Here is a 13,023-nt window from a genome sequence, read left to right as displayed (position 1 = left end):
GCGGCTCAACGGCGTGATATCGGCTCACACGGCCGATCGTGCGGTTTTTGGGGCTCGGCTGGGTAGCACTGGTAACTGATGATCTCGAAGGGCTGTGAACAGTGCGCCAAGGGCGGCAAGATGGTGATGTTCGTCTACGGCTACTGTGACCAGCGGGACTGTTTCTACTGTCCCTCGGCGAGAACCGGAAGAACGTCGAGCAGGTGTACGCCAACGAACGGCCCGTCGAGAGCGACGAGGACGTGATCACCGAGGCCAAACGGATGGACGCACTGGGCTCCTCCATCACTGGGGGCGAGCCCCAGGAGGTGCTCGAGCGCACCTGCCACTACATCGAACTGCTGAAAGACGAGTTCGGCGAGGACCACCACATCCACCTCTACACCGGCATCACCGGCGGCCGGGAGAACATGCGCCGACTCGCCGAAGCCGGACTCGACGAGATCCGCTTCCACCCGCCGCTGGAGCTCTGGGGCGACATGCACGGCACCGAGTGGGAGGAGATCCTCCACATCGCCCGCGAGGAGGGGCTGACGCCGGCGTTCGAGATCCCGGGAATCCGGCCGGAGCCGGAGTTCCTGGAGTTCCTCGACGAGGGCGCCGCCGACTTTTGCAACGTCAACGAGTTCGAGATGTCCGACGGCAACTACCGCCGGATGCAGGAGGAAGGGTTCGAGCGCAAGGAGGGCCACATGTCCGCCGTCGAGAACAGTCGCGGCGACATCCTGGACGTGATGGGCGACCACGAGAAGGTGTACTTCTGCACCTCGGTGTTCAAAGACGCCGCCCAGCACCGCCGCCGGCTGAAGCGGATGGCCCGCAACGTCCGCCGGGAGTTCGACGACGTGACCGACGACGGGACGCTGGTGTACGGCAAGAGCTACGCCGATCCGGAGCGCTTCGAGGAGCTCGGCGTGCCCGAGGAGTACTACACGGTGAAGTCCGACCACGTCGAGGTGGCGTGGTGGCTGCTGGAGGAGATGATCGAGGACGGCGACGTCGACGACGGCGAGATCGTCGAGCAGTACCCGAACTACGACGGCACCGTGGTCGAGCGGACGCCGCTGGCCTGATTTCTGGGCTACTAATTCTGACCGCGCGAACGGAGTGAGCGCGGGCCGGCGAGCGACCAACGGGAGCGAGGAGCGCTTTTGGTCGAGCTTTTGCCAGGGCCCCTCTGGGGGCCCGCAGCAAAAGGTCGGGCTGCAAACCCCAGAAAGTCCCAACAGCGCACCCACTCCTCGTAAACCGTTAAGTGGTCACCGCCGACACACTCAGCCATGACCGGGGACCCCGACGGCATGCTTTCCTGGGACGAGTCGGTGTTCCGCGACGAGTCCGTCTTCGAGGTCGACTACGTCCCCGAGACGTTCAAACACCGCGAGAGCCAACTGGAGAGCCTGAAGTACGCGCTCCGGCCGGCCGTCCGGGGCTCCCGCCCGCTCAACACCGTGATCCGCGGCCCGCCCGGGACGGGGAAGACGACCGCGGTCCAGAAACTGTTCGGCGAGCTCGGCGTCGAGGCGCCGAACGTCCGCACGGTCCGCGTCAACTGCCAGGTCGACTCCACCCGCTACGCGGTGTTCTCGCGGCTGTTCCAGAGCGTGTTCGACTACGAGCCGCCCTCCTCCGGCGTCTCGTTCAAGAAGCTGTTCGAGCAGGTGTCCGACCGGCTCGTCGAGGAGGACGAAGTGCTGATCGTCGCGCTCGACGACGTGAACTACCTGTTCTACGAGAACGAGGCCTCGGACACGATGTACTCGCTGCTCCGGGCCCACGAGACCCACGCCGGCGCGCGCATCGGCGTCGTCGTCGTCTCCTCGGACCTCTCGCTGTCGGTGATGGACGAACTCGACTCGCGAGTCCAGAGCGTGTTCCGGCCGGAGGATATCTACTTCCCGCCGTACGACGCCCCCGAGATCGTCGACATCCTCCGGGAGCGCGTCGAACGCGGGTTCCACGAGGGGGTGCTCTCGGCGCCGGAACTGGACCGCGTCGCCGAACTCACCGCCGACAGCGGCGACCTCCGGGTCGGGATCGACCTGCTGCGCCGCGCGGGACTGAACGCCGAGATGCGGGGCTCCCGCACCATCTCCGAGGACGACATCGAGGAGGCGTACGAGCGCTCGAAGTACGTCCACCTCGCGCGCAGCCTGCGCGAACTCACCGACTCCGAGCGCGCGCTGGTCCGTGTCGTCGCCGAACACGGGGGCGAGCAGGCCGGCGACGTGTACGACGTGTTCCACGAGGAGACCGACCTCGGCTACACCCGCTACTCCGAGATCGTGAAGAAGCTCGAACAGCTCGGCGTGCTCGAGACCGAGTACGCCGACGTGGAGGGCCGCGGGCGCTCGCGCTCGCTCTCGCTCGCCTACGAGCCCGAGGCCGTACTGGATCGCCTGGAGTGATGCGCCTGCGACACGTCACCCTCGCGACCGCCGACCCCGACGCCCTCCGCCAGTTCTACGTGGAGGCGCTCGGCCTGCCCGTGAGCGACACCGCCGATGGGTTCGTCGTCGCCGTCGGTCGCTCGGCGCTGGAGTTCCGTGCGGCCGACCAGGGCGATCCGTGCTACCACGTCGCGTTCTCGGTGCCGGGGGACAGCGCCGACGAGGCCGCCGACTGGCTGGACGACCGAGCCGGGCTGTTGGCCGAGGCCGGCCGAACCCAGTTCCGCTACGAGTTCCTCGACGCCACGGCCGTCTACGCCACCGATCCGGCGGGGAACGTGCTCGAACTCCTCGCCCGCGACGGGCGGGAGGGGCCGACCGATCCCTTCGGCCCGGACTCGCTGCTCGACGTCGGCGAGATCGGGATCACCACCAGCGACGTGCCGTGGGCCGCCGATCGCCTCGACCGGGCGTTCGGCTTGGAGAGCGATCCGCGGGAGGAGTTCGCGTACGTCGGCGGGCCGGCGGGCGCGTTCGTCCTCGCGACCCCCGGCCGCGAGTGGTTCCCGACCGATCGCGGCGCGGAGATCGCGCCGCTCTCGGTGGTCGCCGAGGGCGGGACGGGCGCGCTCTCCTTCGCCGAGGGGCCGGTCTCCGTGGTCGGGATCGGCGACTGACCCGCGAGCCACCCGACGCCGCCGACGCGCCTTTGCTCCCCCGGTCCAACGACGGCGCATGAAGCAGACCGGCGGCGGCGACGACGCGAAGCGGCGGGCGGGCGAGTCGGCGGCCGACATCCCCGGCGACGGCGACGTCGTCGGGCTCGGCACTGGCAGCACGGCCGCCCACGCCATCCGCGAACTTGGCGAGCGCGTCGACGCCGGCCTCGACGTTCGCGGGATCCCCACCTCCTTCCAGTCCCGCGAACTCGCCCGCGAGGCCGGCATCCCGCTCACGAGCCTCGACGAGGCCGTCCCGGACGTGGCCATCGACGGCGCCGACGAAGTCGCGGCCGACGGCGCACTGATCAAGGGCGGCGGTGCCGCCCACGCCCGGGAGAAACTGGTCGACAGCGCCGCCGAGCGGTTCGTCGTCGTCGCCGACCCCACGAAGGAGTCCGACCGGCTCTCACAGCCGGTTCCAGTCGAAGTGCTGCCCGACGCCCGGGCCCCGGTCGCCGACGCCGTCCGATCGGCCGGCGGCGACCCGACGCTGCGGGCCGCCGAGCGGAAGGACGGCCCCGTCGTCACCGACAACGGGAACCTCGTGCTCGACTGCAAGTTCGGCACGATCGACGACCCCCACGGGCTCGCGCGGACGCTGTCGGCGACGCCGGGCGTCGTCGAACACGGCCTGTTCGTCGATCTCGTCGACGAGCTCCACGTCGGCACCGACGACGGCGTCGACGTGACTCGGTACTGAGTCGGTCGATCGAACGGTCGAGAGCCGCGTCGCTGGTCGATTCGAGGTCGGAAAAAGCGAGAACTGCTACAGCCGGATTTAAAGGTCGCGCGGCTGGACCGTCTTCCGGTCGTTCTCCTCGGCACGGCGGGCGGCGTCCTCGAGCAGCTCCTCGACTTCCTCGTCGAGCGCACCGTAGAAGTCCGACGCGACGTTCTTCTCATCGAGGTACTCCTTGACGGCGGCCTTGACGATAAGGTTGGACATATGCGTCCTCTGCTACTGGACGCCTCTTAATAAGATTTCCCAAATCGACCGAAGGGGGCGCGTCAGGCGGCGATTTCGGGACATTTACGTGTGGCGACTCCAGGCCGAAGGCCACAGTAGCCACCCGGCCACCCGTCGCGCAACCGCCGCCGTCGGCGATCGACCACAGATACAACCGATAGCGATTGAAGAAAACCGACAGCGTGGGGCCGCAGTCGTTCGTTTCATGCTGTGTGGCAGGAATGCCCACAAACCTATTGACCCGTCGGTGGCGTACCCCGCGTGCCGGTACCGGTGGATACCGGTGAACCTGATGTCACGTTGTGACCATTGCGGGTCACACGTCTCCGAGCGCTTCGCCCGCGTGTTCGCCGACGAGGAAGGTCGGCTCGACGCCTGCCCCTCGTGCGCTGCGAACGCCGGTATCGCGGAAGTCGCACGGGACCGGACCCGTACCGAAACCCACTGAGGGCATCGATAGCCAACTACCGCGTTCCCCGGCGTGGTCCGCGGCCGCGCCGGTACCCCCGATCCTCACTTTCGGCCGATCCGAACCGGACCGCTTAGGCGATCGGCCGTGTTTGTGCCCGCGTGCACTACGTGTACGTCCTCGCCTGTGCCGACGAGACGCTGTACACGGGCTACACGACCGACGTGGCACGACGCGTCGCGGAACACGACGCCGGCGAGGGCGCGAAGTACACTCGCGGGCGAACCCCCGTGGAGCTGGTCCACGTCGAGTCCTTCGACACCAGATCGGCGGCGATGTCCCGCGAACACGAGATCAAACAGCTCTCACGACCACAGAAGGAGCGACTGATCGCGGAGTCCGACCAGCCAACACTGGACGGGTGAGCTCCGCGCTAGCCCGCCTTACCAGTCGGGCTCGTCGTCGATACCGATGAACTCCGGGGCCCGCCTCGCGTACGTGCCGACGCGGTAGCCGAGCTTGCAGGTGCGGGCCCGCAGGTCGTCGTCGACGAACGCGTACTCGGCGTCGGCCCCGATCTCGTCGGGGCGGGCTCCCCGTCGCGTTCCTCGAACCGGCTGCTGGCGTTGCGCAGCCCCACCTGCGTCGGCAGCGTCCAGCCGTGGACCCCGCGGACGGTGGTGCGCATGTCGGTGAGCGTGTCCGCGATCGTGCCGCCGCCGGCGGCGACCAACAGGCCGACGACGGTCTCCTCGTACTCGTCGAAGCTACAGTAGTCGTGGAAGTTCCGGAACGCCGCGGAGTAGGAGCTGTGGTAGACGGGTGCCCCGAGCAGCACGCCGTCGGCGGCGCGAACCCGGGCGAGGAGTTGCTCGGCGTCGCCGGCCTCGGCAGTCGGGCGGTCGGGGTCGTACAGCGGTAGGTCGACCGCCGCGAGATCGATCAGCTCCGTCTCGACGCCCGCGAGTTCGGCGGCGTCGAGCGCGTACTGGAGGGCAGCTTTCGTGTAACTCCCGTCGCGGAGACTGCCGCTGACGGCGACGACTCGGGTCATTAACCCGGCTATAGCCGAGGGAGTGAAAAGCGAGTCGGAACAGGCCAGCGCCGCGACAGTCCCCTTTTTCATTCCCACCCACGAACCCCGGGACATGACCGATCCAACCGAGGCCATCCAGTTCGGCACGGACGGCTGGCGGGCGACGCTCGACACGTTCACCGACGACCGCGTCCGCATCGTCGCCCAGGGCGTCGCCGACTACCTCCGCGAGGAGGGCGCCGACGCCCCCGTCGTCGTGGGGTACGACGCCCGGCCCTCCTCGCCCGGCTTCGCCGAGAGCGTCGCCGACGTGCTGACCGACAACGGGTTCGACGTGCTGCTCCCCGAGCGGGACGTGCCGACCCCTACCGCGGTCTGGACCGTCGTCGACCGCGACTGTGCCGGCGCGGTCATCCTCTCCGCCTCCCACAACCCCCGGAGTACAACGGGATCAAGTACTTCCCCGGCGACGGCGCGCCGGCGATGCCCGAGGTCACCGACCGCATCGAGGCGAACCTCCGCGAACCGGAGGCGCTGCCCGAGGCCGAACGCGGGCGCGTCGCCCGCGGCGACCTGATCAGCCCGCACTCGGCGGCGGTCGAGGAGCTGGTCGCCTCCTACGGCTTTTCGACCGACGACGGCGGCGTCGACCTCTCGAAGCTCACCGTCGCCTACGACGCGATGCACGGCTCCGGCCGGGGGGTGACCGACGAGGTGCTCGAAGCTGCCGGCGCCGACGTCGAGCGCCTACGCTGTGACGAGGACCCCGAGTTCGGCGGCGGCGCGCCCGAGCCCGCCGAGTCGAACCTCCACGCGCTGGTCGACCGCGTCGTCGACGGCGAGGCGGACATCGGGATCGCCAACGACGGCGACGCCGACCGGATCGCGGTCGCGACGCCCGACGGCTACCTCGGCGAGAACCGCTTCTTCGCGGCGACGTACGACGCGCTGCTCGAGACGGCGTCCGGCCCCGCGGTCCGCACGGTCTCGACGACGTTCCTCATCGACCGGGTCGCCGAGGCCCACGGCGAGGACGTGATCGAGACCGCGGTCGGGTTCAAGTGGGTCGCCGACGCGATGGGCGAACACGACGCGCTCATGGCCGGCGAGGAGTCCGGCGGGTTCTCGATCCGCGGCCACGTCCGGGAGAAGGACGGCGTGCTGATGGCGCTGCTCGCCTGCGCGATCGAGGCCGAGGCGTCCTACGACGACCGGATCTCCCGACTGGAGGCGGACCACGGGGGATCGTCGCCGACAAGCTCAGCGTCGACTGCCCCGACAGCGAGAAGCAGCGCGTGCTCGAGGACCTGGAGGACGTGATCCCCGACGAGGTGGCGGGGGTGCCGGTCGATCGCACCGTCACCGTCGACGGGTTCAAACTGCTCTGTGAGGACGGCTCGTGGCTGCTGGTCCGCCCCTCCGGGACCGAGCCCAAGCTCCGCGTCTACGCCGAGGCGTCGACGGAGTCGCGGGTCCAAGCGGTGCTCGACGCCGGCCGGGAGCTGGTCGCGCCGCTGGTCTGAGCGCCTACGGCGTCCGGACGCCCCAGAACCGGCTCCCTTCCTGTTCGACCTCGAACCCCAGATCCTTCCAGAACCCGCGGACGCCGGCCCGGAAGTCCGCGGTGACGGTGCTGCCCTCGTCGAGGACCGCCGCCTCGACCAGCGCCGACCCGATCCCCTGCCCGCGGCGCTCGCGTCGGACGGCGACGCCCTCGACGTGCCCGTCCCGCAGCACCAGCGCGCCGACGACCCAGTCGCCCTCCTCGGCCAGGAGCAGTTCGCCCGCCGGCGCCGCGTCCCGCACGGTGGAGCCGTCGATGTCCAGCAGCGCCCCCTGCAGCACGCGCATCGCCGCGACCACGTCGTCGCTGTCGCCCCGCCGCAGCTCGACCCCCTCCGGCAGGTCGACGCCCTCGGGCGTCCGCAGCGGGCGCTGGGGTTTGGGCTCGGCCTCGCGCGGGCTCAGCGCGTCGTCGGCCTGTGCGTCGGCATCCGACGCGTCGGAGCCTCCCTCGTCGACCACCCCGTCGGTCCGTGCATCGTCAGTCGGAGTCCCGTCGTCGAGCGGGTCCGCGCTGGCAGTCGGCTCCACGCGGTCGATCTCGACCGAGTCGGGGGAGTCGGCCCCCTCGGCGGCGCTGCTCGTCGCCGCGTGGTCGACCGCCTCCAGCAGTTCGTCGATCCGCGGGCGGTCCGTCCGGGAGTCGCCCCGGTGGGCGTAGCTCTCGACGGGTTCGTCGCCCCGGAGGTCGAGCACGATCGCCGCGGGCATCCGGCCGATCACGTCGTGGAGTTTCCCCAGCAGGCCGAACCGCGTCGGCTGGTCGAACCGGTCGCCGAGCTCGGTGTCGGGGTCGGCGAGCGTCGGGAACGGGAGGTGGTACTGCTTCTGCCACTCCGTCGCCGTCTCGCGGTCCTCCGGCAGCACCGACACGACCTCGGCGTCGCGGGCCTCGAACTCGTCGTAGCGTTTCTTCACGCGGCGGATCTGCTGGCGGCACTCGCTGCAGTAGAAATCGCGGTGGAGCAGCAACACGGCGAAGCTCGCGTCGAGCTCCCAGAACGAGAGCGGGTCGGGCCCCGGCCCGACGTTCGGTAGCACGAACCCGCGGTCCATGGACGGACGTAGAGCCCGGAGTACAAAACGGCGACGCCCGCACACGAGTGGCGGAGTGTGCCTCAGCCGCCAGCGATCAGCCGGAGGACGCGCACGTGGTCGGCGTCGACGGGGGCGTCCTCCGGTACGGGCGAGCCGCCGACCAGCACGGTCACCTCGTGGGTGCTGTAGCCGAGTTCCCGCACGACCGCGGCGTAGTCGGCGTCGTCGGCGACCGAGACGGTCCGCTCGCCCTCGCCGACCAGTTCGACGGTGAGCTCCATGGACGGCCGTGGGCCGGCCGCGGGTTTCAGGGTTCCCTTCGGCGCCGGGTGACCGTCCGCGATCGCGGCCGTGTCCGGTCCGTTTATGCCCCGGCCGCGCCCGTTCCTACGTATGAGCGAGGCCGACGCCGAGTCCACGGGGCGGGAGATCTGGATCGAGAAGTACCGGCCCCAGACCCTCGACGACATCCACGGACAGGAGGAGACCATCGAGCGCGTGAAGAGCTACGTCGAGGGCGGCGAGCTCCCGCACATGCTCTTCACCGGCCCGGCCGGCGTCGGGAAGACGACGACGGCGACCGCGATCGCCCGCGAGATCTACGGCGACGACTGGCGCGGGAACTTCCTCGAACTCAACGCCTCCGACGAGCGCGGGATCGACGTGGTCCGGGACCGCATCAAGAACTTCGCGCGCTCGGCCTTTGGCGGAGAGGACTATCGCATCATTTTCCTCGACGAGGCCGACTCCCTCACGAGCGACGCCCAGTCCGCGCTCCGCCGCACGATGGAGCAGTTCTCGGACAACACCCGCTTCATTCTCTCCTGTAACTACTCCTCGAAGATCATCGACCCGATCCAGTCCCGCTGTGCGGTGTTCCGCTACTCGCCGCTCTCGGACGACGCCGTCGCCGCACAGATCCGGGAGATCGCCACCGCCGAGGGGATCGAGATCACCGACGAGGGGCTGGACGCGCTCGTCTACGCCGCCAACGGCGACATGCGCCGCGCGATCAACAACCTCCAGGCGGCAGCGACGACCGGCGACGTGGTCGACGAAGAGGCGGTGTACACGGTCACGGCCACCGCCCGGCCCGAAGAAGTGGAGGAGATGGTCGCCGCCGCCGTCGCCGGCGACTTCCCCAAAGCCCGCGCGACGCTGGACATGCTGCTGACGGACGTGGGAATGGCCGGCGGCGACATCGTCGACCAGCTCCACCGCTCGGCGTGGGAGTTCGACCTCGACGACCGCGCGGTCGTCCGCCTGCTCGAACGCCTGGGCGAGGCCGACTACCGGATCGCCGAGGGCGCGAACGAGCAGGTGCAGTTGGAGGCGTTGCTGGCGGCGCTGTCGCTGGACGACGAGGAGTAGCTGGACACCGAACACCCACCGCGAGCGAGGGCGGAGTTCCCGCGAACGAAGTGAGCGGGAGCACGGGAGAGCGAAGCTCTCCCGGAGCCCGAGCGAGCGGCCTTTTTGGTCGAGCTTTTTCGAGGAGCGGTGCGCCGCCGGCGCACCCGACGAAGAAAAAGGTCGGGTTCGAAGTGCTTATTCACCGTGCTCCGGAACGGCGGGGTATGCAGCCGATTCACGCCCGCTACCCCTTTTTCGACGCGGCCCGCGAGGCCGTCGGGGAGCTGGGCGCCTCGGTGCCCGAACTGGCCGAGTCGGGCAACCCAGCCGTCGAGCGCGGCCGCGAGCGCGTCGAGCGCGCGCTGACGGAGGGCACCACCGCACCCGACGAACCGGGGCGCTGGAGCGACGAGGCCGAACTGCTCTCCTACCCCGTCGCGCGCGTGCTCGTCTCACTACTGTCGAAGGAGAAGGCCGTCGAGAAGTACGCGACCGCGGAGGCGGCGACGGCCGCCGCCCGCTTTGCCGAGGACGTGACCGGCGACGACGACGGCCTCCGAAGCACGACCGACGCCTCGGTGTCGCTCCCGCGGATCCTGCGGGAGTTCGGGCTGGAAGCGGCGGTCCGGGAGGAGCGGCTCGCCGGCGCCGAGCGTAACCGCAGCGCCGGCGCGACTGACCGTGACTGGTACCGCGTCGGCGTCGAACAGTACCTCCTGCTCACGGACGACTGGGGCGAGGAGTGGCGCCTCGTCAACCGCGAACTCGCCGACGGCGAGGTCCGGATCCGGCGCGGCGAGCTGTACGGCGCCGACGGCGAGGGGCTGCTCGTCGAGGCAGTCCGCCGGCGCGTCTCGGAGGGGCTCCCGTTCGATCTGGGTGACGACCGACGGACGGCGCTGGAGGCGGCGCTCGACGAGCCGCTCTCGGCGCTCCGGGACCTGCTGGGCGAGCGCGTGGCGGTCCGGGAGATCGACGCCGTGCTCCCGTCGCTGTTCCCGGAGTGCATCGACGAACTGCTGACCCGCGCCGAGAGCGAGGAGTTAGACGACACCGAGTCGTTCGCACTGCTCTCCTTCCTCGCGGCCATCGGCCTCGACGCGGACGAGGCGGCGGCGTTCTGTGCCGACACCACCATCGACGCCCGGCACGTCCGCTACGCGGTCGAGCGGTTGGGCGAGAACCGCGGTGCGCAGTATCCGCCGCCGTCGTGTGAGACGCTGTCGGCGTACGGCATCTGTACGAACCAGAACGGCCACCGCGAGCGGGCGGATCACCCGCTGGTGCTGTATCGAGAGCGACTGCAGGAGACGGATCCGGCGGAACGCGTCGACTGGCGCGAGCGAGAACTGGCTCAGTCCTGACTGGCGAAGTAGAGGCCGAGCGCCCCCATGAGGACGATGAAGCCGGCCAGCGCGGCGAGCAGGCCGAGGCCGCCGGTCGAGTTGAGTGCCCCGTCGGCGCTGAAGCTGCTGCCGACGGCGATGAACGAGACGATGAACAGCACGACGGCGACGATCGAGAGCACGATCTTCCGCGCCATGCCCTCCTCGATATCCATACTCCGGAGTGGCCCGGCAGTACCCTAAAGCACTTCGATGCGGCTCAAGCGAGCGCGTCGGCGGCCTCCTCGACACTGAGGGTGCCGTCGGCGACGGCCTGGAGCAGCTTCCGGACCCCGTCGTCGGCGTCGTCGCCCGTGGTCGCGGTGCCGCGCTCGGTGGCCTCCGCGAGCGTGACCTTCTCGGTGTCGCCCACGAGTTCGGCCATGTCGGTGCCGTCGGCGAGGGCGGTCTCCTTCTTGACGCGGTAGTTGCCGCCGTCGGTGGTGTAGCAGTCGCCGGGGTGGAAGAAGTACCAGTCCTCGCGGTCGAAGCGGACGCCGATGCGGGGTTTGGCGCCGAAGTTCTGGGCGAAGTACACCAGCGCCTGCACCTCCTCGCCGGTGAGGTAGATGGGGTCGCCGGCGGAGGACTTGGCCTCGATGGCGTAGAACGACTCCCCGTTGCCCGCGAGCACGTCCGGGAGTTCGCGCTGGGTCGCGCCGCCGCTGGCGGGCGCGCGCATGACGGCGAAGCCGGCGTCGTCGAGGCGATTGACGAGTTCGCGCTCGCGCCGGTCGCCTTTCCTGTTCGTCGGCATTACGAACTGGTCCGGTACGGGGCGCCAAAAGGCGGTCGGTGACGAGCCAGCCGGGTGAGTCGGGCGGCGTCGACGCCCCGCGGAACCCGATCAGGTCCCGTGCTGCCAGGAGTCCATGTAGTCGCGCTGCTCGTCGCTGAGACTGTCGAACGCCACGTCCTCGGCGGCGAGTTTCACCTCGGCGACCTCCTTGTCCAGTTCGTCCGGCACCTCGTGGACGCCGGCGTCGTAGGCGTCGCCGTTCTCGACCAGCTCCCGGACACAGACCGCCTGAATCCCGAAGGACTGGTCCATGACTTCGACGGGGTGGCCGAGCCCGACCGGCGCGGCGAGGTTGACGAGGCGGCCCTCGGCGAGCACGTTCAGCCGGCGACCGTCGGCCATCTCGAAGGACTCGACGCCGTCGCGGGCCTCGTAGCGGTCGACCGCGAGGTCGTCGAGGTCGTCGAGGTTGATCTCCACGTCGAAGTGGCCCGCGTTCGCGAGGAGGACGCCGTCCTGCATCTGCTCGAAGTGCTCACGGGTGATCACGTCCTTGTTCCCGGTGGTAGTGATGAACACGTCGCCCTCCGCCGCGGCTTCGGCCATCGGGAGCACGTCGTACCCCTCCATGTGCGCTTCGAGCGCCTTCCGGGGCTCGACCTCACAAACGACGACGTTGGCGTCCTGGCCGGCGGCCTTCTTCGCGACGCCCTTGCCGCAGTAGCCGTAGCCGGCGACGACGACGGTTTTGCCGGCCCACGAGAGGTTCGTCGTCATCGCGATCGCCGACAGCGCCGACTCGCCCGTGCCGTGGACGTTGTCGAACAGGCGCTTCATCGGCGTGTCGTTGACCGCGAACATCGGGTAGTCGAGTTCGCCGTCCTCGTCCATCGCGCGCAGCCGGTGGACACCCGTGGTCGTCTCCTCGGCGCCGCCGATGATCGAGTCGATCAGTTCGGGGTGCTCCTGGTGGATGCGGAACACCATGTCGGCGCCGTCGTCGACGGTGATCGTCGGCTCGTGGTCGATGACGGACTCGATCGCGGCGTAGTAGCCGTCGTCGTCAACGCCGCGGACGGCGTAGGAGGTGACGTTCTCCACGTCGTCCAGCGCGACGGACACGTCGTCGTGGGTCGAGAGCGGGTTGCAGCCGGTGACCGCGACCTCGGCGCCGCCGAGCGCCAGCGTCTCGACGAGGATGGCCGTCTTGGCCTCGACGTGCATCGCCATCCCGATCGTCTCGCCGGCGAACGGCTGCTCGTCGGCGAACTCCTCGCGGAGCGACTGGAGGATCGGCATGTGCTGGAGCGCCCAGTCCATCTTCCGGCGACCCTCCTCGCGGAGCGTCTCGGGGTCGTCGACGTGCGCGGTGACGCGCTCGTAGGAACTCATGGCTGTGGGTTCTCCGAGCGGGCGCAAAA

At 69.7% G+C, this 13,023-nt stretch carries 14 protein-coding genes and 2 pseudogenes; 9 read left to right on the top strand and 7 right to left on the bottom strand.

All coding sequences use genetic code 11. From position 1 onward, the window contains the following. Positions 1 to 78 precede the first annotated feature (78 nt). The 4 genes and pseudogenes from SY89_RS02920 to rpiA all read left to right on the top strand — a co-directional run bounded on the left by SY89_RS02920 (position 79) and on the right by rpiA (position 3,812). Positions 79 to 1,073 (top strand): annotated as a pseudogene (locus SY89_RS02920) (radical SAM protein). A 207-nt stretch (positions 1,074 to 1,280) separates the two neighbouring features. Continuing rightward, positions 1,281 to 2,408, top strand: a complete 1,128-nt coding sequence (locus tag SY89_RS02915) for an ORC1-type DNA replication protein (protein WP_054583080.1) — start codon at positions 1,281 to 1,283, stop codon at positions 2,406 to 2,408. Beyond that, on the top strand, positions 2,408 to 3,067 hold the full coding sequence (locus SY89_RS02910) for a VOC family protein (protein ID WP_054583079.1): 660 nt from the start codon (positions 2,408 to 2,410) through the stop codon (positions 3,065 to 3,067). The genes SY89_RS02915 and SY89_RS02910 overlap by 1 nt, the downstream gene beginning before the upstream one ends. A 58-nt stretch (positions 3,068 to 3,125) precedes the next feature. Further along, positions 3,126 to 3,812: a ribose-5-phosphate isomerase RpiA gene (gene rpiA / locus SY89_RS02905; RefSeq protein ID WP_054583078.1), complete on the top strand. Its 687-nt coding sequence runs from the start codon at positions 3,126 to 3,128 to the stop codon at positions 3,810 to 3,812. A gap of 78 nt (positions 3,813 to 3,890) precedes the next feature. Here rpiA and SY89_RS02900 read toward each other — a convergent pair whose 3' ends face one another. Beyond that, complete coding sequence (locus tag SY89_RS02900; RefSeq protein ID WP_049981520.1) at positions 3,891 to 4,058, bottom strand: DNA-binding protein; 168 nt, start codon at positions 4,056 to 4,058, stop codon at positions 3,891 to 3,893. A 313-nt stretch (positions 4,059 to 4,371) separates the two neighbouring features. Between SY89_RS02900 and SY89_RS19790 the strand changes: the two genes are divergently transcribed. Together SY89_RS19790 and SY89_RS02895 are read left to right on the top strand one after the other, a co-directional pair. After that, complete coding sequence (locus SY89_RS19790) at positions 4,372 to 4,527, top strand: DUF7563 family protein (RefSeq protein WP_176330522.1); 156 nt, start codon at positions 4,372 to 4,374, stop codon at positions 4,525 to 4,527. Between the two features lie 122 nt (positions 4,528 to 4,649). Continuing rightward, on the top strand, positions 4,650 to 4,913 hold the full coding sequence (locus tag SY89_RS02895; protein WP_054583077.1) for a GIY-YIG nuclease family protein: 264 nt from the start codon (positions 4,650 to 4,652) through the stop codon (positions 4,911 to 4,913). An 8-nt stretch (positions 4,914 to 4,921) separates the two neighbouring features. Here SY89_RS02895 and SY89_RS02890 read toward each other — a convergent pair whose 3' ends face one another. Continuing rightward, positions 4,922 to 5,542 carry an NADPH-dependent FMN reductase gene (locus tag SY89_RS02890; protein ID WP_080506575.1) on the bottom strand — a complete coding sequence of 207 codons (621 nt, stop codon included), beginning with the start codon at positions 5,540 to 5,542 and terminating at the stop codon, positions 4,922 to 4,924. 94 nt (positions 5,543 to 5,636) lie between these two features. Between SY89_RS02890 and SY89_RS02885 the strand changes: the two are divergent. Continuing rightward, a pseudogene (locus SY89_RS02885) lies at positions 5,637 to 7,047 on the top strand (phosphoglucomutase/phosphomannomutase family protein). Between the two features lie 4 nt (positions 7,048 to 7,051). On the opposite strand, the gene SY89_RS17560 reads toward SY89_RS02885, so the two are convergent. Together SY89_RS17560 and samp2 are read right to left on the bottom strand one after the other, a co-directional pair. Beyond that, positions 7,052 to 8,143, bottom strand: a complete 1,092-nt coding sequence (locus SY89_RS17560; RefSeq protein WP_204374411.1) for a GNAT family N-acetyltransferase — start codon at positions 8,141 to 8,143, stop codon at positions 7,052 to 7,054. Between the two features lie 62 nt (positions 8,144 to 8,205). Continuing rightward, positions 8,206 to 8,406, bottom strand: coding sequence for a ubiquitin-like small modifier protein SAMP2 (samp2, locus tag SY89_RS02875; RefSeq protein WP_054583076.1), 201 nt, complete (start codon positions 8,404 to 8,406; stop codon positions 8,206 to 8,208). A 112-nt stretch (positions 8,407 to 8,518) separates the two neighbouring features. Between samp2 and SY89_RS02870 the strand changes: the two genes are divergently transcribed. Continuing rightward, positions 8,519 to 9,496 carry a replication factor C small subunit gene (locus tag SY89_RS02870; protein WP_054583075.1) on the top strand — a complete coding sequence of 326 codons (978 nt, stop codon included), beginning with the start codon at positions 8,519 to 8,521 and terminating at the stop codon, positions 9,494 to 9,496. A gap of 206 nt (positions 9,497 to 9,702) precedes the next feature. Next, entirely contained in the window at positions 9,703 to 10,842 is a 1,140-nt protein-coding gene (locus SY89_RS02865; protein WP_054583074.1) for a hypothetical protein, read from the top strand. On the opposite strand, the gene SY89_RS02860 is transcribed toward SY89_RS02865, so the two are convergent. The 3 genes from SY89_RS02860 to SY89_RS02850 form a co-directional block, all read right to left on the bottom strand. After that, complete coding sequence (locus SY89_RS02860) at positions 10,833 to 11,039, bottom strand: DUF7472 family protein (protein WP_054583073.1); 207 nt, start codon at positions 11,037 to 11,039, stop codon at positions 10,833 to 10,835. The genes SY89_RS02865 and SY89_RS02860 overlap by 10 nt on opposite strands. Before the next feature lie 44 nt (positions 11,040 to 11,083). After that, the gene (hjc, locus tag SY89_RS02855; protein ID WP_054583072.1) at positions 11,084 to 11,620 is read right to left on the bottom strand and encodes a Holliday junction resolvase Hjc; all 537 of its coding nucleotides are present in this window, start codon (positions 11,618 to 11,620) and stop codon (positions 11,084 to 11,086) included. A 90-nt stretch (positions 11,621 to 11,710) separates the two neighbouring features. Next, positions 11,711 to 12,994 (bottom strand): adenosylhomocysteinase, encoded by a 1,284-nt coding sequence (locus tag SY89_RS02850; RefSeq protein ID WP_054583071.1) that lies wholly within the window; start codon positions 12,992 to 12,994, stop codon positions 11,711 to 11,713. Between the last annotated feature and the right edge of the window lie 29 nt (positions 12,995 to 13,023).

The organism is Halolamina pelagica (assembly GCF_001307315.1).
GTDB classification, from domain to species: domain Archaea; phylum Halobacteriota; class Halobacteria; order Halobacteriales; family Haloferacaceae; genus Halolamina; species Halolamina pelagica_B.
Note: the sequence above shows the minus strand (reverse complement) of the source record. Positions and strands in the feature narration are given on the sequence as shown.